We start from the raw sequence: 21,200 nt of genomic DNA, 5'->3' as shown, positions 1-21,200 counted from the left end.
ATGGCCACCAACCCCGGCCTCAACGTCGACTGGTATCCGTCCGAGCTGCCCACCGGCACCGGGATCCACCAGCAGACCAGCGTCACCGTCGACAACAACGCGGTCAAAGGCACCCTCTACACCCCGCCGGGTCGCGAGCCCCGCGACACCACCGTCATCGTGGTCATGCACCCGCGGGTCGACATGTCCCGCCACTACCTGATCCCGGCCCTGGTGGGTGCCGGGCACGCCGTCTACGCCGTGGCGGCCCGCGACGCCGGCAACGACCTGCGGTTGGTCCACGAGCAGACCCTCCTCGACCTCGGTGCCGGCCTGACCTGGCTGCACACCCTCGGATTCCTGCGCACCGTCGGCCTGGGCAACTCCGGCGGCGGCGGGCTGCTCACCTACTACGTCCAGCAGTCCCAGAAGGCCCCCGAGAACCGCATCGCCCGCACACCAGCCGGGCGCCCGAGCTTCCTGGACAAGGCCACCCTGCCGACCCTGGACGCCCTCGCCTACGTCGCGCCGCACCCCGGACAGGGCACCCTGCTGAGCCGCTGCATCGACCCCTCGGTCACCGACGAGGACGACGCCTTCTCCGTCGACCCCGCGCTCGATCCCTTCGACGGGAACAACGGCTACCGGCCCGCACCCGAGAGCTCGAGCTACCCGCCCGAGTTCGTCGACCGCTACCGCGCCGCCCAGTTCGACCGCATCGCCCGCATCGACGCCCGGGCCCGCGAGCACATCGCCGAAGCACTGGCCGCCCGCAGGAAGGTCAGAGCGGGTGACGACACCGCCGCTGACCGCCGCCGTGCCGGCACCGCAAGGCTGATCACCGTCTGGCGCACCGACGCGGACCTGCGCGCCATGGATCTCAGCCTCGACAAGTCCGACCGCGGCTACGGGTCGGTTTACGGACCCAGACCCGAGGTCACCAACTACGGCATCGTCGGCTTCGGCCGGCTCGCCACTCCCGACGCGTGGCTGTCGACGTGGTCGGCGCACTCGTCGAACGCGACGATCGCCAAGGCGGGCCCGGACGTGACCCTACCGACCCTGCTCATCGCCTACACCGCGGACAACTGCGTGTTCCCGAGCGACTTCCAGGCCATCGCCGACTGCATCGCCAGCACCCACAAGCAGATCGAGTCCGTCGTCGCCGACCACTACGGGAACCCCGTCGGACCCGGCGAACACCGGCGCGATCATGCTGCCGGCCTGATCAACCAGTGGCTCGAGAACCTCGCGGGGAGGGGGGTGTGACCACGCGAGCGGGGCTCGTGAATCTGTCCGGGATTCTGGAGGGGGACCGACGCCTCGGGGCGCTTCCACTTCACCGCGCCGTTCCGCTGGATCGAGCAGGCCGAGCACTCCCTCTGCCGACTGGTCGTCCACGTAGGACACCGGGCGGCCGGGCGCCTTAGCTGTGATGTCCAGGCAGGTTGTTGAGTCTGCTCATTGGCGGGCCGCCGATCGCGGTGTGTCCGCGGTGATGGTTGTAGTAGTGCAGCCAGTCGGGCAAGGTGGCGCGTCGGGCGGTCTCGCTGGGGTAGGACGGGCGTAGGCCAATTCGTCGAGCAGGGTGCGGTTGAACCGCTCGATCTTGCCGAAGCTCCTATGGGTTTCAGTCTTGAGAGGTGCCGCCGGTCGTGGCTGAGTGAGGAGCTTGTAGACCTCGCGGGCTATGAACGAGGTCGGCTACTCGACGCTCGCCGCACGTGCGGCGCTCAATCGGTTGGTCGGCCGGAATCTCCTGGGTCGGGTGCGCACCGGTCGGCACGTCTATTACGAGATCACCCCGCGCTGCGCGGAGCTCCTGGCAGAGGGTGATCGGCGGCTGTTCACGCTCGGAAGCCGCGCCGAGTGGGACGGCACCTGGACGACGGTGTGGCACGCGTTGCCGGAGTCGCGGACGTTGGAGCGCAACAGGCTGGCTCGTCGCCTGCGGTTCCTCGGCTTCCGTCCGCTGCAGGATTCGATCTGGCTGTCACCGCACACGCGTGATCGTGAGGTGCACGGCGTTGCCGTGAGCATCGGAGTCGCGGATCGGGTCGGCGTGCTGGTCGGCACGTCACCGGTCGACTCGCCGCTCGATCATCTCGTCGAACGTGCTTGGGACGTCGAGGGTCTGTGCGCCCGGTACGAACAGTTCGTCGCGGAGTTCGGTGACGTCGTGCCACCGGGTTCAGGTGGCAGCGACGCCGATCGGGCCGCGTTCCTGGTCCGCGTGCGCGCCGCCCACGCCTTCCGCCAGTTCGCCGTCCTCGATCCGGAGGTGCCCGATCGGCTGCTTCCGCGCCCGGCCGCGCCACCGCGCCGCCGCGGCATTCCGCGGGGTGATGGCGGTGCTCGAACAGCAGGCGGGCAAGTATTTCGATGAGGTGATGTCCAGCGGTGCTCCAGCCGTGGCGAGCTCCTCCGACGAGGTGGGACCCCCCACGAGACGCTGACGACGCACGGTCGAGCCGAGCTGGAACGTGATCGTCACAGGCTGGACCGTACGTCCCAGAGCTCCTCGAAGAACCGGTGTTCGGTCACCTTGCGCAGCCACTCCACGCCGCTCGTGCCCCCGGTGCCCGGCTTGGATCCCATGACCCTCTCCACCGTCACGAAATGGCAGTGGCGCCACTGCCGGTACAGGTCGGCGACCTCGATCAGGCGCTCGCCGAGCTCCACCAGTTCGGGGTCGTCCTCCGGTCGGGAATAGATCTCGAGCCAGGCGGCAGTGACGGAGGGTTCGGCTGGTAGCGAGCCGTGAGGTCGCGACCGAGGTGGCAGCTGATCACGTCCGCCCGCCGGTCATGCTTACAGGGCGTCGAGGGCGGACTCGTACTCGGCGGCCTGTTCCGGTGGGAGGCGCCGGGACAGGCGGAGCAGCACCTGCCCGCGCACGTAGGAGTACTCGCTGACGTCGATCGGAAGGTCGGCGATGGTCTCGTCGATGTACTGCTTGCGGGCGCGCGCGTCGGCCTCGTCGAGGAACACCTCGACGGAGCCGCCGAGTTCGACGCTGCCGATCTCGGTGTCCTTGGCCTGGGCGGGGTCGATGCGGGTGTCGGTGAAGGCGGCCTTGGACACGTACAGGTTCGGTGTGCCGAGCAGCTGGTTGGGGTCGGTCTGCGCGCTGTAGACGATGCTGGACCGTGCCGTGGGGATTCTCGCGGCCAGCCTGGCGATGACCTGCTCCGCGGTCATCTCGGAAACGGATCCCTGGGGAGGGGTCGTCTGCGGCGCACTCTCCGGGTGGGCCGTCGCGTGTCCGGCCGTGGTGCCTGGCGTGCCGTCGTGGCGAACCGTTCCCCCGGCAGCCGGCGGCTGATCGCCCGCGCCGGGTGCCGAGCAGGCGACGGCCGTGATCAGGAGCAGGAGCCCGAGGAGACACCGCAGAGCCATCACCATCCCAGTGTCCCCGGTCCAGGCCGGCTACGAACGTACGCGCAGACGTCATGATCGAAGTCCACACCGAGAGCATCAAAACCACCCGAGACGAGGCCAGCGAGGGCCGAGTTGGTGCAGTCAACTGGATCGGCTGCTGGCGCATGTCGACGTTGGCCGCGTGCAGCTCGCCGTCCAGCCTGACGCACCCGCCGAACTGGGCCCGCAGCGCGTCCACGATCTCGGGAAGTAGCGGGTGAGCGGGCGCTGGTGGCGCGACACAGGTGGCTGCCGGTGTCAAGGGTGTAGTGGCCAAGTGGCTCGATGACGCCTACGTGCCCAGCATGCGGGCCTGGGTGAAGGCCCGAACCCGCCTGACGGCCGAAGCTGTCGTCGGAGGCGTCCTCGGATCGCTCGAACAACCCGATGCCCTCATCCTCGGCCGGGCAGGATTGTGTAGGCTCCTGGTTATTGTCGCCGCGGCGGTCACTGTCGTGCAATCAGGCGCGAGTACGGCGACTGTCAACGAGTCGCGGGTGACGGGAGGATACATCCGAGATTGCCCTGCAGAACTGACTTGCCGGTACCAACATACGGACTGCAGGAACCGCTTTTTCGAACTCGTTCGCGTAGGCGAATTATGCGACTGCAAGGCATATGTCCAGGAAGGACCGCAGGACACTCCATCTGATCACCAATAATACTCGCTTCGCCTTTGAGTTCTGGGGGTAGACCGAGTCGAGACATTGGTTTTGATCGGAACTGCCGCGCCGTTCAAGGAGTTACGGCTACCTTGGGTCCGCTGGTATGACGAGCTACGTCGTATGTGAGTCCAAACTGTGGGTTCCCGAATTGCTAAATCAGCCCGGCCAGGCCGTTGTCGCGGTCTGCCGGGAGAGCTGTCGTAGGTGAGCGTGACCTCGGTTCCGGACGGACCGAGCGGCGCCATTGTCGGGTGTGGCGCGTGAGCCGTGGCGCCAGATGACGTCACGGGCGGCGGCCGGCCCGGCCTGCATGACCAGGGTGCGCAGGTCGACGGGCTTGTCGGGATAGCGCGGCAGCGGCGGTCGTCCGGTTCCTCGGTAGGCCGGGGTGACTGGTTCGGCCTGGGCGGTGTGGGCGGTGGCAGTCGGGGTGACGGCCAGGACGTAGGGCAGGCCGCGGTCGGTCAGGGCGAGGCGGAACTCGGTGGCATCGCCGTAGCCGGCGTCGGCCACCACCGGCCGCCGTGGGCGCGCCCCACTCGATGAGCTGGTCGAGCATGTCCAGCGCCAGTCGCCACTTCTCCCGGTGTCGCACCTGACAAAGCACTACTAGTGTGGCTCGGCCGTGCGATGGACCACGACCACGGGGCAGGCGGCGTGCGAGACGCAGTGCTGGCTGACCGAGCCGATCAGCATCCCGGCGAAGCCGCCGAGCCCGCTGCGGCCGACCACGAGGAGAGCGGCGTGCCGCGAGGCCTCGATGAGCACCGGAGCGGGATGCCCGCTGACGAGCTGGGGCGTCACCGACACCTGCGGATTGGCGCCCAGGACCTCCTCGAGCGCCGCGTCCAGCGTCTTCCTCGCGTCGGCGGGGAAGTCCACCTGCGAGAGGTCGTGGGACTTGCCGTAGGTGGCGGGCATCTGCCACACCGTGCCGAAGCTGACCGGGACCTGCCACGCTACGACGGCCGACAGGGTTGTATCGGTGAGCTCGGCCTGCTGCGCCGCCCAGCGCAGCGCGTCCTTGCTGTTCTCTGACCCGTCGATCCCCACCACGATCGGAGACCGACCTCGAGGCTCGCTCATCCCCGCCCCTTTCCGGGCTACCTATGCCGAATCGGCGACCTCTGCGAGCTGATGACGGCTCCGGACAACCTCTCCGTCGGCCCTCTGCTCGGCCGAGCAGAGCAAGGCCTCGACGTCGGCGCCGGTCCGTCCAGGCCGGTCGTTCCACTGGACCAGGTCACGCAGCTGCTGGGCCCGGAGGTGCGGTGCGGGACACCACCGGACCGGCTCGCGCTCGCTTCGGTGCAGCGTGTGCCAAATCAGGTCGAAGGTGCGCTGCACGCGTTGGGTATCGACGGTCGCGACACCACCACCCGCCTGCAGGATCGCGCCCACCAGGCACGCACGGGCGACCGGCCCGCTGCGCAGGTCCCCCTTCGGCAGGACACCGACTTCGTGGTGGCGACCGTGCGCATCGCGACAGACGTACCACGCGTCCTGCACCCAGCCCGCCGCCACGACGTCCCGTGCGGCCGCGACGAGCTCACGGATTTGGCGCAACTCGGCGAGCTGTGCGCTCAGCCTGTCCTGCGCGGCCAACCGCCTGCGCTGCCTCCTGCGCTCCCGCCACCCGACGTGATCGACAACGGCTGACTGCTCCCGTACGGCCCGTCCGGGCAATGACGAAAGCCTCATAGTGCACTCCTAGATTTCAACCTCAACGCAACGGCTCGCGACGGCATCGTGGCTCACCGCGTATGACCCGTCACTGGCCTAGTGATGCAGACCGCCGGAGGTGCCCATCTCCTCGAGCGCCTGCCGGTGGGCCTCCATCTCAGCCTTGGTCACCGGCGGCGGCGGGCTGAGCAGCACCCACGCCACGAAGATGACGCCGAGCGCCAACATGAGCGCGCCCTCCCACAGCGCGATGTTGATCCCCGCCGCCTTGTCCAGATCGGCCTGGGTGGGGGCCAACCCGGGAATGATCACCAGCACCCCGAAGATGATGAAGAGGACGCCGATGAACGAGCGGAGGTCGAACAACTTGGCCAGCCGCCAGGCCCGGGCTTCCTCGGCATCGAGGTCGTATTTCTTGGCCACGCGCCCTCCCTTGGTCAGTTCACCAGCTCGATGTAGACGTACGCGACGACGCACAAGGCCAGGGACATCGCGCCGAGCGCGACCGGGCTCTTGACCAGCGCGGCGATGCCGCCTGCTCTCTCCGTGGGTGCCGCCGCGACGACGTAGGTTTGACGTCCGTAGACCAGGCCCTCGAGCTCCTCGTCGGTCTTCGGCTCGCTGAACCGCGTCGCGATCACCATCGCCACCAGGCCGACCAGGAACGCGATGATGGCCGCCCACTGGTTCTCGCCGAGGTCACTGCGGAAGGGCAGCACGCCGAACTGGTAGAGGACGAAGATCCCGAACGAGGTGAGCGTGCCGACCAACATTCCCCAGAAGCCGGAGCTGCGGCCCGCGCCCTTCCAGAACATGCCGACGATGAACGCCAGGAAGATCGGCACGTTGAAGAACGAGAAGAGCGTCTGGATGTAGTTGTTGATGTTGCTGTAGCCCGCGGCGAGGAACGCGGTGCCGATGCCGACGAAGACCCCGGCGATGGTGGTGTAGCGGCCGACCTGCAGGTAGTAGCGGTCCGGACGGCCGGGCCGGATGTAGTTCTGCCAGATGTCGTAGGTCCACACCGCGTTGAACGACGAGATGTTGGCCGCCATGCCTGCCATGAACGCGGCCAGCAGCCCGGTGATAGCCACGCCGAGCACACCTGTGGGCAGGTACTTGTTCATCAGCCCGGGAATGGCGTCGTTGTAGGGAAGCCCGCCGGACTCGCCGATCCCCGGAAGCAGCAGCACCGCGGCCATGCCCGGGATGACGATGGCGAACGGAATGATGATCTTCGGGTACGAACCGATGATCGGGGTCAGCCGGGCGGCGTTGTCGTCTTTCGCCGACATTGCCCGCTGCACCTCGGCGAAGTTGGTCGTCCAGTATCCGAACGACAGGCAGAACGACAGGCCGAACACCAGCCCGACCCAGTCGCCGATCGGGTTGTCGCCACCGAACTCGAGGCCCGACCAGGGGTGGGTGAAGTTCGGCCCGGTGACCGACAGCTTCTGGAAGAGACCCTCGATCCCGCCGACCTCATTCAGCGCGACGATCACAATCGGGATCAGTCCGGCGCAGATCACGAAGAACTGCATCACCTCGTTGTAGATCGCGCTGGTCAGCCCGCCGAGCAGGATGTAGGACAGCACGAACAACGCCGACACCACGACCGCGATCGGCAGCGGGATCCCCAGCAGCACGTCCAGCACCGCGGCCAGCGCGTACAGGTTCACCCCGGCGATCAGAATCGACGACAGCACGAAGATGATCGCATTGACCAGGTGGGTCTTGCGGTCGTAGCGGCGCACCAGGTACTCCGGCACACTTCGCACCTTCGAGCCGTAGTAGAACGGCATCATCACGATGCCGAGGAAGATCATCGCAGGGACGGCGCCGATCCAGTAGTAGTGCACGATCGAGATCCCGTACTGGGCGCCGCTGGCCGCCATACCGAGGATCTCGATGGCGCCGAGGTTGGCGCTGATGAACGCGATCCCGGTCACCCACGCGGGCAGCGACCGGCCGGACAGGAAGAAGTCCACCGATGTCGTGACCAGGCGTTTCAGTGCGAAGCCGATGCCGATGACGAAGGTGAAGTAGATCACCAGCAGCGCGATGTCCAACCCACCGAGCTGCAGGGTCAGGGTTTCGGCGGCCAGAATCATGGGATCACCAGCCCTCTCAGCTCGGATATCCGCCCTGCTGCACGAGCACGGGTGCGTTGCCCTGGTAGAGCTTCAGAACCTGCGCGGAGTTGGCCTTGGTGATCAGGCTCGGACCCGTGTAGATCGGCCGGAACGGGTGCTGGCCGAACCGTGCCTGGAACGCCGCCACCTGTACCGCGTCGTAGCCCTGCAGGAAGGGCTGTTGATCCACCGCGAACTGCGCCTGACCGTTCTGCACCGCAGTCAGGTTCGTCGTCGACACGTCGAACGAGCCGAGCTTCACCTTGCCGAAGGCGTTCTGGCTCTGCAGCGCGCCGCCCGCGGCGCTGAAGCCGGGAAGGCCGGTAGCCAATACGCCATTGATCGACGGATCCTGCTGAAGTTCGCTCGCCACGGCCTGCTGGGCGTCGTGCAGCTGTGAGCCGTTGACGTGCAGCACCGTCACCGTGCCGCCCGTGCTGCTGAGCTGCTGTTGGAAACCGTTGCACCGATCGGTGAGGGCGATGTTCTGCTCCTCGTGGATGATGCACAGCCCGTGCGTAACCCCCGCCTGGGCCATCGCCGTGCCCGCCTCCTGGCCTGCGAGCGTCTCGTCCTGACCGACGTAGGTGATCGCGCCGACCTGGTCGAGCAGGGTGGCCCCGATGTTCATCACGACAACCGGAAGTCCGGACCCGGAGGCTTGCTTGATCGGCGCGGTCAACACCCCCGGATCGGGGATCGTCACGACCATCGCCGCGGGATTCTTCCCGCCCGCTTCGATGATCAGCTTCGCCTGCTCGTCAGGGTTGGTGGTCGCGGGCGAGGCGTACGCCAGGTCCACGTTGAAGTCCGACGCGGCCTGCTCGGCCCCCTTCCGGATCAGGGCCCAGAACGGGTCGAAGCCCTGGCCGTGGGTGACCATGGCCACGCTGATCCGCTGCTCCTGCTTGCCCAGGCCCTGGTACAGGCTCGTCACCTTGGCAGCGTTGTCCGTCGTCACCAGGCTGGGCCCGGTGTAGATCGGTCGGAACGGGTGCTGCCCGAACCGCGCCTGGAACGCCGCCACCTGCACCGCGTCATACCCCTGCAGGAAGGGCTGCTGATCGACGACGAAAAGCGCCTCGCCGTTCTGCACCGCCGTCAGGTCGTCCGGGTTCTCGACCGACACGTCGAACGTGCCGAGTTTGACGCGCCCGCCCGCGTTCAGGCCGGTGATCGCGGCGCTGGCCGCGCTGAACCCCTGGATGCCCGTGGCCAGCACCCCGTTGACCGCCGGATCCTGCGTCAACGCGTTCGCGATCGCCGTCTGCGCGCCTTGCTGGTCGGAGCCGTTGACGTGGACGACCGCGACCGTGCCACCCGTCATCGCCAACTGCTGCTGGAAGCCGCTACACCGGTCCGTCAGCGCGGTGTTCTGCTCCTCGTGGATGACGCACACCGCTCGGTTGACCCCCGCCTGGCCCATCGCCGTGCCGGCCTGCTGACCGGCCAGCGCGTCGTCCTGGCCGACGAAGGTGAGCGCGCCGACCTGGTCCAGTTGGTTCACCCCGACGTTCGCGACGATCACCGGGGTGCCCGCGTCCGCGGCCTGCTTGATCGGCCCCGCCAGTACGGCCGGGTCCGGGATCGTCACCACCATCGCCGCGGGCTTCTGCCCGGCCGCGTCGGTGATCAGCTGCGCCTGCGCCTGCGGGTCGGTGGTCGGCGGCGCGCTGTACCGCAGATCCACGTTGAAGTCCGACGCGGCCTGCTCGGCGCCCTGCTTCGCCTGCGCCCAGAACGGGTCGTTCGCCTGACCGTGGGTCACCATCCCCACGGCCACCTTGGACTGGTTCGGGTTCTGCACCGGGTTGGTCGGCCCCGGTGTCGTAGCGCACGCGGCCAGCCCGAGGCACGCCGCAACCGTCACGATCGACATTTGAGAACGACGGCTCGGCCACACGACCATCACCCACCTTCTCCTCGCTGTCCGCGAGCAAACGGCGCCGCCGTACCGCACAGCCTCGGCCAGGAGAGACTCCCCAGTGCGGTGGCCGGGTCCTGCGTGTGACGTGCCGCCATCACACACCTGTCCCGGAGTGCCCACAACCCCTGCCGGGTGCGCTTCGACCGGCAGGGGGTGGGGCGCTTCCCGCTCCCACCGCCGCCCGGCGCTCCGCCGCTCGGCTTCAACGTCGCCCGTGCCGTCTCGCGGCGTTGAGGCGGCCGCATGTCCGGCGGATCTCCGAGGAATCTCCGAATCGGCGTCGGTCCCGTGGGGCGGGAGGAATGCCCTGTGGACGAGAATGATCGGCCGCTCTTCCTCGTGGTCAATATCAACTACGAGATGATATTGAACCTCGAACCAGTCACAGGCCGTACCTGAGTGAACACTCAAGGTTGTCCTCCGCTTCCCTGGAATTTGGCGGCGGTGCGGACTACCGTCGACGGTCGACCAGATCACATATGCCTGCTCCGCGTCACCGAGAGGTGATCCGAATGAATCGACAGTCGGTTGCCGGTGTCGGAGAAGGCCGCAATGACCGCAGTGCAACTGCAAGCGGCGCAGGAGCAGAACCTTTCGTCGGTGCTCAAGCCCTATACGGGGGAATTGCCCTCCCGCACCGAGGCGAGGGAGATATCGATGACCAGGACAGCAGGCTTCGGCGGAGCCATCTTCGACGTGGACGGGGTGCTCGTCGATTCCCCGCACGAACTGGCTTGGCGCGAGGCCTTCAGATCTTTGATGGAAGGCGAGTGGCGCGACATCCGTGACCAGACGAGTTGGTCCGCCGAACGCTTCACGCCGGCCGTATACCAGCAAGTGATGGCCGGAATGCCCCGGATGTCCGGTGCCCGGGCGGCGATGGAGCACTTCGGTGTCCCGGACATCGACGCCCGGATCGAGCAGTACGCGGCCGCGAAGCAGGAGCACGTGCTCAAGCTGATCGAGCAGGGCCGCTTCATGGCGTTCCCGGACGCGCTGCGTTTCGTCCTGGACGTGAAGGCGTCAGGCGTCCCCGTGGCGGCGGCGTCGTCGTCGAAGAATGCCAAGTTGTTCCTCGACCGGATCCGCCTGGACCTGTTCGCCGCGGAGCAACGGATCGACTACGAGTTCATCACCCCGGGCATGACCCTTGCCGAGATCTTCGACGCCGACATCTCCGGCCGTGACTTCCCCAAGGGCAAGCCGGATCCGACGATCTTCCTCACCGCGGCGGAAGAGCTCGGTGTCGCCCCGGCCGACTGCTTCGTCACCGAGGATGCGACCAGCGGCATCCAGGCCGCCAAGGCGGCCGGCATGGCCGCGCTCGGCGTGGCCCGCTTGGACGACCGGCAGATGCTGCTGGACGCGGGCGCGGATCTCGTCGTGACCACCTTGGACGACGTCTCCCGGCGCGCCCTGCGCACGGGGTTCCTCGAGGAGCGCCGGGCGGCCGCCGAGATGAGGAAGCGGCGCACTCAGCAGCCGCCGAGCGTCTGGACGCTCGTGTACGAGAGCTTCGATCCCGCCCGGCAGGGGCTTCGGGAAGCGCTCCTCTCGCTCGGCAACGGGTACCTGGTCACCCGCGGCGCTCTGCCCGAGGCGGATGCCGACGACGTGCACCACCCCGGCACGTACATCGCGGGGCTCTACGACCGCGCCGAGACCGAGGTCGCCGGGCGCATGGTCGAGAACGAGGACCTGGTCAACGTCCCCAACTGGCTGCCGCTGCGCTTCCGGATCGAGGGTGGGGAGTGGTTCGACGCTCGGCACGCGGACGTGATCGCGCACCGTTTCGAGCTGGACATCCGCCGCGGGGTACTGGCCCGGCACATGACCTGGCAGGAGGCCGACGGGCGGCGCACCAGCATGGTCCAGCGCCGGTTCGTCAACATGAAGGACGAGCACTTCGCCGGCCTGGAGACCACGTTCACGGCGGAGAACTGGTCGGGCCGCATCGAGGTCGTGTCCGGGCTGGACGGGCGGGTCGAGAACACGGGCGTCAATCGCTACCGCGACCTCAACAGCCGCCATCTGCAGGTGCTGGGCCAGGGCGAGGTCGATCCGGAGACCATCGATCTGCAGGTCGAGACCCTGCAGTCGCACGTGCGGGTCGCCGTCGCGGCGCGCACGCGGGTGGTGCGCGACGGGCAGCGCCAGGACGTCGACCGGCGGCTGGTCGAGGAGCCCGGGTACGTCGCCCACACGCTGGGCGTCATGCTCGAGGACGGGCGCTCGGCGACTGTCGAGAAGATCGCGGCGGTGTACACGTCGCGGGACCGCGCGATCTCCGAGAGCCGCGACGACGCCCGGCTCGCCGTTACGACAGTGGACGACTTCACCGAGCTGCTGGCGCGGCACGTGGGCGCGTGGAACAGCCTGTGGAACCGTTTCGACATCGAGCTCGACAGCGCCAACGAGTGGACCGAGACGGTCCTGCACCTGCACATCTTCCACCTGCTGCAGACCATCTCGCCGCACACGCAGCACCTGGACGTCGGCGTTCCGGCGCGGGGCTGGACCGGGGAGGCCTACCGCGGTCACGTCTTCTGGGACGAGTTGTTCATCTTTCCGTTCTTCAACTTCGAACGCCCGAGCCTGGCCGAAGCTCTGCTCCGGTACCGCTACGAGCGGCTCGGCGCGGCCCGCGCAGCAGCCCGCGCCGAGGGGTACGAGGGCGCGATGTTCCCGTGGCAGAGCGGGGCAACCGGCCGCGAGGAGACCCAGAAGGTCCACCTCAACCCGAAGTCGGGCCGCTGGCTGCCCGACCACTCGCACAACCAGCGGCACGTCAACATCGCGATCGCCTACAACGTGTGGCAGCACTACATGGTGACCGGGAGCATCGGGTTCCTGCGTTTCACCGGCGCCGAGCTGCTGATCGAGATCGCCCGGTTCTGGGCGAGCATGGCCACCTACAACACCGACGAGGACCGCTACGAGATCCACGGCGTGGTGGGCCCGGACGAGTACCACGAGGCGTCCCCGGACTCCGACGAGCCCGGGCTGCGGAACAACACCTACACCAACGTCATGGCGGTGTGGGTGCTGCAGCGGGCGCTGGAGACGCTCGACGTCCTGCCGCCGCACTACCGCGAGGAGCTCGTCCAGGAGCTCGGAATCCGGGACGAGGAGCCCGAGCGCTGGCGGGACATCACCATGAAGATGAAGGTCGTCTTCCACGCCGACGGCGTCCTCACCCAGTTCGAGGGCTATGAGGCACTACCCGAGTTCGACTGGGAGGGCTACCGGGAGCGCTACGGCAACATCCAGCGGCTGGACCGGCTGCTGGAGGCCGAGGGCGACAGCACCAACCGCTACAAGCTCGCCAAGCAGGCCGACGTGCTGATGCTGCTGTTCCTGCTCTCCCGTGACGAGCTGCGCGGGCTGCTTCGCAGCCTCGGCTACGACGTGAGCCCGGAACAGCTCGCCCGGAGCGTGCGGTACCACCTCGACCGGACCTCACACGGCTCCACCCTCAGCGGAGTGGTGAGCGCGTGGGTGATGGCCCGTTACCAGCCCGAGCAGGCATGGAGGTTCCTGCAGCATGCGCTGGAGAGCGACGTCGCCGACGTCCAGGGCGGCACCACGGCCGAAGGCATCCACCTGGGGGCGATGGCCGGGACGGTCGACATCGTGCTGCGGTGCCTCACCGGCATGCGTGCCCTCGGGCCCGTGCTCCGCTTCGAGCCGGCGCTGCCGCCGGAGGTGAAGCAGCTGCGGTTCAGCGTCCATTACCGGGGCCATCGCGTCGACGTCGATCTGGCCGAGGACCGGATCCGGCTCAGCGTGCGGCCGGGCGGGACGGGCCCCGTCAACCTCCTCGTGCACGGTCACGCGGTCGAGCTCGCGCCCGGTCAGCAGCGCGAACTCCAGTTGGAGCGCGCCTGATGAGCGGGGGCGCGCTGACGGCCGAGCAGGCGGCGAGGGCGCTGGTCGGCCGGGTGAGGGAGGTCGCCCTGTGCCTGGATTCGCCGGCACTCTCAGCCGGGGCAACGCTCGCCGGCGGGAAGTGATCGCGAGTATCCGGTCCGCGCTCGACCAGCCAGCGCTCGGCGTCGGCGCCGCGAGCGAAGGCCGCGGTGGCGGAGATGTCGACCGCGGTGAGGGACTCGCCGATCAGGGTGACCGATGCGACCCCGCTGGGAGTGTGTGCCCGGTACGGGCGTCGACGATGTTCGCGGTGCGCCGGTGCTGTAGCCGTGAGCGAGCGCGGGCGGGGGTGTCAGCCAGGGACGTCCGCCTTGATCAGGAACTACAGGCGACGCCTGCGTGGTGCGTCATGCGGCAGAAGCATGACGACTTGATCGGGACGTCGGCGCGGGCGAGGGCGACGTCGAGCTGCTGCTTGACGATGCGCGCCGGCTCGGCCTTTCCCAGCCGAACGAGGCACTCGTGGTAGCCGTGCAGGCTCCACACGTTGCCGGGGTGCCAGGACGAGCGTGGGATCGACGGGTCGTACCCCAGGTCCTCGGCGTAGACGGTCTCGGCCTCTTCGACGCGACCCTGCTCGAGCAGCAACGCGCCGTAGGCGTGGCGCGTGGGCTGCATCCAGCCCCACGGCTCGTCGTAGGGCAGCGCGTCGTCGAGCGCGATCGCCCGGCGCAGGTGCTCGAACGCCGCGTCGAACCGGCCGCGCCGGTACTCGAGCTCGCCGTCGAGCATCGCCCCGGCGACGGCGAGGATGTCCTGGCACGTGTTGTTGAACAGGTAGCGCGAGTCGGGTACGCGCTGGACGGCGGCGAGGAACGCGTCGCGCGCCGCCTGGGCTCCGTCCATGCGCCCGGTCGCGGCGCATGCGACGCCCTGCGCGTAATGCATCATCGCCGTCGTGGTGCAGTAGAGCCCGGGGTCGGAGGGCAGCCGTAGCGCGAGGATCTCCTTCCACATCCCGAAGCGGATGAGCACGTGCAGGCGCATGGGGACGAACGCCTCGAGGTAGTCGGCCATCGGCGGCTGCTCGATCCGCAGCAGCTCCTCGGGCAGCGAAGTCTCGAGGTCGGCGGCGACGCCCAGCGCCACCTGCGACTGGCCGAGGAACATCGCCGCGTAGATCGCGAAGTGGCGGTCATGCGCGTGGTAGAGCGCGTAGAACCCGACCCGGCCCTCGCGCGCGACGTACTTCTCGTTGACCTCGATTGCGCGCAGGTTCGACTCGAGCGTGCTCTTGTAGTCGCCGCATAGTACGTCGATGTGCGTCGGCATGTGCACCAGGTGGCCGGCGTCGGGGACGAGCGAGCGCAGCTGGTCGGCGACCGGCAGCGCGTGCTCGGGGAACGGCGACATCTCCATCAGGTGCACGTAGAGGTGCGTGAGTCCGGGGTGCTTGCGGCCGTCGGGCCGGTCCAGCGCGCGCTCGAGCACCTCCTTGGCCTCGAGCGTCGCTGCACCCTCGGACGGCAGGCCCGTGTAGCGATCCCACAGCGCCCATGGCGTCAGGTTCAGCAACGCGTCGGCAAAGAGCGCCGCGACGTCCAGATCGTCGGGATGCGCGCGATACACCTCACGCATCGCCCCGGCATATGCCGCGTTCCACGCGACGAGGTCGGCCGACGGCTCGTTGGCCTGGTAGCGGCTCTCGAGCGCCTCGACGAACGCCCGCTCAACCGGCGCGGCGCGGTTCGCGCACGCGCGCGCCGCTGCGACCTCGTCGCACGCCTTCTCGAGCGACGCCGCGAGGTCGGCAGGGTCGAACGCCTCCCACTGCTTGTTGTAGTTCGGCCCGCTCGCGTAGGCGATCCCCCAGTGGGCCAGCGCGAAGCCCGGGTCGTACTCGACCGCGCGCTCGAAACACCGGATCGCCTCCTCGTGGTGAAACGCATAGGACCACACAAGTCCGCGGTCGAACCACGTCTGGGCGCTCGTCGAGGCCGTCGACGTCCCGCGCGTGTAGCTGCCGAGATCGAAGTAGGGCTCCATCGCTGCCGCTCCCGTCCTGGACTCTCCCCACGGTCCTACAGGTCTGGCGCCCAGGTCCAGGAAGGCGGTGGCCACCAGGGGCGGGCGCCCCGGGGAATGGTTCACGGGGCCGGACCCCGATCCGTCGACTGTGCCCGACGCGGCGGGTTCACGGAGCAGCCACCGAATTCCGATCGGGTTTGGTCAGCTTTCTGGCGTTGGGACCGCGTGCGACGGCGGCAGTCAATGTACGACGCACCGTCCGGCTGGACCAGTAGTCCCGCGCACAGCTAAACGGCGAGCGGGGCGGACTCCACGACGACGTGGGTGACCGGCAGCGTCGGGTACGTCTCGCGCGCCCGGTCGACCACGTCGTAACGGAGCCAGGCCGACCGGTCCACAGGGTGGGTGCAGATGACCAGCCGGTCCGGTCGGAAGGATTCCACCGCGTGGGCCAGCGCGCGGAGCGGTCGGTAGTCGCCCAGCTCGCCGGACGCGGCGAGCTGTTCGGAGCGCAGAATCGCCAGGGTTCGATCGAGACGGTCCTGGGCCGCCTGCACGGTGGCGTCCCACATGTAGACCGCGCCTTGGTGCATCGCCTGGCCCGTGTCGATCGGGTTGGCGGGGACGCAGACGAAGTACTCCGCCTTGCCGGCGCGGTCGATGGCCCGCAGCTCGTCCAGCAGCTCCGTACCCTCGACGGTCTCGTTGGCGAGCACGAGGACGCGCTGCGCCTGCGCGGTCGGTCCCGCTGCCGCGACCGGCTCGGCCGTCGCCCTGTTGCGCAGCCTTCTGGTGGCGACGAACAAGACGATCAACACCGCCCACGACAGCAGGCTCAAGATCAGCTGCGTGCGGGCATCAGTGTTGAGGGCCATCTGGACCAACACGGCGAGGATGGCCACCACGACGATGATCGACAGGGCGGGGAACAGCCACATCTTGACGATCAGCTGCTCCGGCAATGTGCGCCTGCGCAGCACGATCTGGGAGATCGAGATCAGCAGGTACACGAACAAGATGACCGCACCGGAGGAGTTGAGCAGGAACAAGAACACGGTGTCCGGCGAGACCGCGGCCGCGATCACGCACAGGAAGCCGATCACGCTCGAGGTGAGGATGGCCGGCCGGGGCACACCGCGCTCGCTCACCGTCATCAACCCGACCGGTGCCTCCTGGCGAGCGGCCAGGACGAACAGCATCCGCGAGGCGGTGTAGAGACCCGAGTTCAGGCAGGACAGCACCGCGGTCAGCACCACGGCGTTCATGATCTGGTCGGCGAAGGGGATGCCCATCTGCCGGAAGGCCGCCACGTACGGTGAGCCGGCCAGCGCGGACGAGTCCCAGGGCAGGATCACCGCAAGTAGGAAGATCGACCCGACGAAGAAGATCGCGATCCGGATGATGACCGAGTTCGTGGCCCGCGCGATCGCCCGGCCGGGATCCGGCGACTCCGCTGCCGCGATGGTCGCGATCTCGGCGCCGACCATGGAGAAGATCACCACGACGATGGCGGCGAAGATCGCCCCGACGCCGTGTGGGAAGAAGCCACCGTGCGCGGTGAGGTTGCTGAAGTCCATCCCCTTGTTGGGCCACAGCCCCAGCACGAACAAGGTGCCGAGGAAGAGGAAGACCACGATCGCGGCGACCTTGATCCCCGCGAACCAGAACTCGAACTCGCCGAACGAGGACACCGAGAACAGATTGGTCGCGGTCATCAGCGTCATCAAGATCAACGACAGCAGCCACAGGGGTGCGCCCGGGATCCAGAACTGGATCACCTTCGCACCGGCGACCGCCTCGAAGCCGACCACGATCACCCAGAAGTACCAGTAGAGCCAGGCGACGGAGAATCCGGCCCAGTCGCCCAGGGCGGCGCGGGCGTAGTCGGCGAACGAGCCGGTGCACGGGTTGGCGGTCGCCATCTCGCCGAGCATCCGCATCACCAGGACGATCATGATGCCGGTGATCGCGTAGCTCAGGAATGCGCCGGGGCCGGCTTCGCCGATCACCACACCCGATCCGACGAACAGGCCGGCCCCGATGACGCCGCCCATCGCGATCATGGTCAGATGGCGTTGCTTCAAGCCCTTCTTGAGCTCCGTCGGTGCTACGCCCATCTTCGCCTCTTGGAGGACAGGTCAGGCTTGCGCCCGACAACAACGAATCGGCAGGTCAACCCTCACCGGTGCCGGGCATCATCCAGCACATCACTGGCCGCGTCCAGCCACAGACGTAACGCCCGCGGGCGCCGATCTTGGTCGCCAGAAGCGATGGTCATGCGACCACAACTTCAAGACTTCGTCGATGAGGCGGGTCGGGTACTGCGGGCCCCGGCCACCTACGAGAACCGACAGCTCAACCTGATCGCCTACGCCGCTCAGCACTCGCAGGGGGATACATGCCGTGAACGCCGACACCGTTGAGAACGATGTTGTGGTGGTGCCCAAATGGCCTTTCCGATCACGGCAACGCCGTTCTCGACGGACGGGCCGCGGCTCAGGTGCACGAGCGGCAGCCGAGCTCGGTGGGTGTCAGGTCGGCCGCCGAGCACGCGGCAGTGGCAGTCCTGCATCCGGTCATCGCGCAGCCCCGCCAGGCTGTAGGCGACCCTGCGCGTACAGCCTGGTCCCGATCCCCGCGGCAACGCAAACGAGGGTCTCACTCAGCACAAACATGCCCATGGACGCTCCGAGCGCTGCGATGCACGCGAGACGCCCCTCTGGCCAGGTCCGGCGGAGGAGGCCGATCGTCCACACAGTGCGAGATCTCGGTGTTTGAAGGGGATCGGACGCGGAAACGCAGCACGCCTGCGCAATGCAGGTGTCCATATGATTGACAGTACAGCATCTATTACGGCCGTGTCGCTGGCCATCCGGCCGACAGCCAGGAGCCCTTTATGGTCCCTCTTGCGTTGCCGTACCTGTTGGGGGCGGGCAGCGCCAAGCGATCGGGGCCTGCAACTTGTTGTTCTCCAACCGCTCACCGGGTGTAGCTGGGCCTGAAGAGGACGGGCCACCCGGGCCTACTTCTTCGAGCCCACCGTCCTCGTGAACGTCGACCAGTCCATTCCAGCAGATCGCCCACTCGCCGAGATGCTCGCTGGTGAACAACTCGTTGTACGTCTGAGTGTTGCGGTCGGAGTTGGAATTGTCCGAGATCGCGAACAGCGCGAAGAGCTCCGGGGTGGCCGGCGCGGGGGCGCCTTCCGCACGCCCCCGCCGCGCGAGCCCGGCACCGATCAGCAGCAGGACCGCGCCGGCGAGGTTCCAGGCGATGTCGTAGGCGAGCAGGTCCTCGACGCCGTAGCGGACCTGGTGGACCCGCAACAACTTGTGGTCGACCACGCCGTCGAAGAGCTGAAACGAGCCGAGGCCGAGGAAGAACCCGGCCCATGCGGAGATCGGGGCGAGGATGTGGCGGCGGCGGAGATCGGCGACGGTGAAGAACGCGGCGACGATGACGACGATCTCGGCGGCATGCAGCAGGCCGTCCGAGAGCAGGCCGACCTGCGGGGTGGAGTGGTCGTAGAAGTGGTGCCAGGCCAGGATCTGGTGGAACACGATCTCGTCGACCGCGGCCATGATCCCGACGCCGATCCCGAAGGCGACGAGCATCGACCGGGCGCGTCGTGGCCGGGCTGCGGATGCCGGCGCGGTCCGCTCCTGCTTGCTGGTCGTCCGGCGCCCTGGTGCGTCCACCTCGCAGCGGTACCCGTTGGGCAGCCGGCTCGTCGAGGGCCGGATGGCCCAACGGGATGATTCAAAGCCGCAACCCGTCGCCCCACGCCCAGGGCCGGCCACCATCCGCTGCGCGGCGGTGTGCCGCAGGTCGTGCAGCGTCCAGTTCGTGCCTGGGGCCTGTCGCGAGGTACACCGGTGGCCAGAGCGCGACGACGATCCTTCCCGGGGTTGACTATGCGGCGGCGAGGTTGGCGGCGAAGTCGCCAGCGCGGGTCTGCCCTCTCGCTCGTACAGCTTGGGAGAATCTACCGCACCACGGCAGCCGGTACACCTCGGTCGCGTTCCTCAACGCCGTGTCACCGCGCGCGGTGCTCGTGAGCGTCGGGGCGGGCAACCGGTACCAGCACCCGGATCCCGGCCTCGTCACCGGGCTGGCGCGGGCCGGCGCCGAGGTCGGTGCGCCGCACCGACCTCACGGGCGACGTCGCACTGGTCGGCAGCTCGGTCAACCTCGAGCTCGTCTCTCGCGGCTCACCACTCCCGGCTCCGCGATGAGGACACCCGCGCGGCGGGTCCGCTGGGCTCGAGGAAGCCGGCCGGCATGACCACAGGGCCCCGATCGCCGCAGCAACGCAAACGAAGGGCTATCGCGGCAAGGCCCGGCCCGTCCGTGTGCTGCGCGACCGCGCTGCTGGGCCGAGGGTTGCGGCGACGCCGGCGAGGATCACGGTCTGCGCGGTACGTGCTCGCCATCGACGACCGGGTCGGCGGCCCACACCGCCCCAGGGCGTGCATCCAGCGTGCGGTGTTCGGCGGGCGAGTCGTCGTCATGGCCCGGTCAGACGAGAGTGACCGCGAGCGGTTCCCGTCGATTCAGGTGGAGCCGGTCTCGCTGCGCAGCGGCTCGTGATCGACCTCCACGCCAGGCAGGGCGCCGCGCGTGAGCCGACACAGAGTCACCTCCCGGACCGTACATACAACAAACTCGGCACAAACATGCCCATGGATGCTCCGAGCGCTGCGATGCACGCGAGACGCCCCCCTCTGGCCACGTCCGGCGGAGCCGGCCGATCGTCCAAACAGTGCGAGATCTCGGTGTTCAAAGGGGGAATCGGACGCAGAAACGCGGCACGCCTGCGTGCTGGAGGGCTCAGTCGTTCGAGCGACTGATGAGTTTGGCTAGCTCCGCAGCCTCCGAGCATCACCCATCCGTGCTGCCGGCACGCCGACCACCTGCAACCCGCTCGAGCAGGTTGGCAAAGGCTCACTGCGCTTCATCGGGCGCATCAGATGTAACCCTCACGTACTGCGTAGGCCACCGCGTGCGCCCGGTGTCGCAACTGCAGCCGGTTCATCAACCCAGAAATCGTGTTCTTGATCGTTCGTTCCGAGTAGGACAGTTTCGCCGCGATCTCCCGCGTGTCCATGCCGTCGGCGAGTAGCTTGAGCACTTCGATCTCACGCGGAGCCAGGCCCGCCGCGGGTACTGCCGGCGACAACGCGTTCGCCGCGGCTCGTCGGCTCCGCCCGACGTGGGTCATCAGCTGGCCCAGCAGGTCCTGTGGCAGATGGCTCTCCCCTTGGGCCGCAGCCCGGACCGCCTGGGCCAGCCGGCTCGGCGTCGCATCCGATCGCCACATGATCGTCCGTACCCCGCATTCGAGCACTGCCATGAGTTCGGGCTCACGGAGGCGGTCGGCCACCAGAACCACCCGTTGGCCCGGCTCCCGGGTGAGCCTGCGCAGCTCGACGATCGTCATGTCGTCCAAACGGTGGGTCAGCACTACCGCGACCCGACCCCGGCCTGGTCGGTGCG

The 21,200-nt window shown here is 68.2% G+C and carries 16 protein-coding genes and 2 pseudogenes; 4 read left to right on the top strand and 14 right to left on the bottom strand.

Annotated features, from left to right (window positions below; genetic code table 11):
• Positions 1-1,248, top strand: coding sequence for an alpha/beta hydrolase (locus tag ABEA81_RS38925; RefSeq protein WP_345612519.1), 1,248 nt, complete (start codon positions 1-3; stop codon positions 1,246-1,248).
• Between the two features lie 157 nt (positions 1,249-1,405).
• Here the strand turns inward: ABEA81_RS38925 and ABEA81_RS42855 are convergent.
• Positions 1,406-1,593, bottom strand: a pseudogene (locus ABEA81_RS42855) (integrase core domain-containing protein); the annotation flags it as partial.
• Positions 1,594-1,669: 76 nt separating this feature from the next.
• On the opposite strand from ABEA81_RS42855, the gene ABEA81_RS38915 reads away from it, so the two are divergent.
• Positions 1,670-2,365, top strand: coding sequence for a PaaX family transcriptional regulator (locus ABEA81_RS38915; RefSeq protein WP_345612517.1), 696 nt, complete (start codon positions 1,670-1,672; stop codon positions 2,363-2,365).
• A 104-nt stretch (positions 2,366-2,469) separates the two neighbouring features.
• Here ABEA81_RS38915 and ABEA81_RS38910 read toward each other — a convergent pair whose 3' ends face one another.
• The 8 genes and pseudogenes from ABEA81_RS38910 to ABEA81_RS38875 form a co-directional block, all read right to left on the bottom strand.
• Positions 2,470-2,694, bottom strand: a complete 225-nt coding sequence (locus tag ABEA81_RS38910; RefSeq protein WP_345612559.1) for a tryptophan 2,3-dioxygenase family protein — start codon at positions 2,692-2,694, stop codon at positions 2,470-2,472.
• 96 nt (positions 2,695-2,790) lie between these two features.
• Positions 2,791-3,180 (bottom strand): hypothetical protein, encoded by a 390-nt coding sequence (locus ABEA81_RS38905; RefSeq protein WP_345612516.1) that lies wholly within the window; start codon positions 3,178-3,180, stop codon positions 2,791-2,793.
• Between the two features lie 1,115 nt (positions 3,181-4,295).
• Positions 4,296-4,662: pseudogene (locus ABEA81_RS38900) on the bottom strand (transposase); the annotation flags it as partial.
• An 11-nt stretch (positions 4,663-4,673) separates the two neighbouring features.
• The gene (locus ABEA81_RS38895) at positions 4,674-5,150 is read right to left on the bottom strand and encodes a universal stress protein (protein WP_345612514.1); all 477 of its coding nucleotides are present in this window, start codon (positions 5,148-5,150) and stop codon (positions 4,674-4,676) included.
• Positions 5,151-5,171: 21 nt separating this feature from the next.
• Positions 5,172-5,669: a DUF6197 family protein gene (locus tag ABEA81_RS38890; RefSeq protein WP_345612513.1), complete on the bottom strand. Its 498-nt coding sequence runs from the start codon at positions 5,667-5,669 to the stop codon at positions 5,172-5,174.
• 174 nt (positions 5,670-5,843) lie between these two features.
• Positions 5,844-6,170: a hypothetical protein gene (locus tag ABEA81_RS38885; RefSeq protein WP_345612512.1), complete on the bottom strand. Its 327-nt coding sequence runs from the start codon at positions 6,168-6,170 to the stop codon at positions 5,844-5,846.
• Positions 6,171-6,184: 14 nt separating this feature from the next.
• Entirely contained in the window at positions 6,185-7,858 is a 1,674-nt protein-coding gene (locus ABEA81_RS38880; RefSeq protein ID WP_345612511.1) for a sodium:solute symporter family protein, read from the bottom strand.
• Positions 7,859-7,874: 16 nt separating this feature from the next.
• Positions 7,875-9,788, bottom strand: a complete 1,914-nt coding sequence (locus ABEA81_RS38875) for a substrate-binding domain-containing protein (RefSeq protein ID WP_345612557.1) — start codon at positions 9,786-9,788, stop codon at positions 7,875-7,877.
• Positions 9,789-10,463: 675 nt separating this feature from the next.
• On the opposite strand from ABEA81_RS38875, the gene ABEA81_RS38870 reads away from it, so the two are divergent.
• On the top strand, positions 10,464-13,694 hold the full coding sequence (locus ABEA81_RS38870; RefSeq protein WP_345612510.1) for an HAD-IA family hydrolase: 3,231 nt from the start codon (positions 10,464-10,466) through the stop codon (positions 13,692-13,694).
• Between the two features lie 357 nt (positions 13,695-14,051).
• Here ABEA81_RS38870 and ABEA81_RS38865 read toward each other — a convergent pair whose 3' ends face one another.
• The 4 genes from ABEA81_RS38865 to ABEA81_RS38850 form a co-directional block, all read right to left on the bottom strand.
• Positions 14,052-15,722 (bottom strand): tetratricopeptide repeat protein, encoded by a 1,671-nt coding sequence (locus ABEA81_RS38865; protein WP_345612508.1) that lies wholly within the window; start codon positions 15,720-15,722, stop codon positions 14,052-14,054.
• Between the two features lie 269 nt (positions 15,723-15,991).
• Complete coding sequence (locus ABEA81_RS38860) at positions 15,992-17,821, bottom strand: amino acid permease (RefSeq protein WP_345612506.1); 1,830 nt, start codon at positions 17,819-17,821, stop codon at positions 15,992-15,994.
• A gap of 777 nt (positions 17,822-18,598) precedes the next feature.
• Positions 18,599-19,402 carry a DUF2243 domain-containing protein gene (locus tag ABEA81_RS38855; RefSeq protein WP_345612504.1) on the bottom strand — a complete coding sequence of 268 codons (804 nt, stop codon included), beginning with the start codon at positions 19,400-19,402 and terminating at the stop codon, positions 18,599-18,601.
• A 338-nt stretch (positions 19,403-19,740) separates the two neighbouring features.
• The gene (locus tag ABEA81_RS38850; protein ID WP_345612502.1) at positions 19,741-19,893 is read right to left on the bottom strand and encodes a hypothetical protein; all 153 of its coding nucleotides are present in this window, start codon (positions 19,891-19,893) and stop codon (positions 19,741-19,743) included.
• A 233-nt stretch (positions 19,894-20,126) separates the two neighbouring features.
• Between ABEA81_RS38850 and ABEA81_RS38845 the strand changes: the two genes are divergently transcribed.
• A complete protein-coding gene (locus ABEA81_RS38845) occupies positions 20,127-20,294 on the top strand; it encodes a hypothetical protein (protein ID WP_345612500.1) in 168 nt (55 codons plus the stop codon).
• 376 nt (positions 20,295-20,670) lie between these two features.
• Here ABEA81_RS38845 and ABEA81_RS38840 read toward each other — a convergent pair whose 3' ends face one another.
• On the bottom strand, positions 20,671-21,144 hold the full coding sequence (locus tag ABEA81_RS38840) for a helix-turn-helix transcriptional regulator (RefSeq protein ID WP_345612498.1): 474 nt from the start codon (positions 21,142-21,144) through the stop codon (positions 20,671-20,673).
• Between the last annotated feature and the right edge of the window lie 56 nt (positions 21,145-21,200).

It is taken from the genome of Pseudonocardia adelaidensis, from assembly GCF_039543345.1.
Classification (GTDB): domain Bacteria; phylum Actinomycetota; class Actinomycetes; order Mycobacteriales; family Pseudonocardiaceae; genus Pseudonocardia; species Pseudonocardia adelaidensis.
The sequence above is the reverse complement of the archived record's forward strand: the minus strand, read 5'-3'. Positions and strand labels throughout refer to the sequence as shown.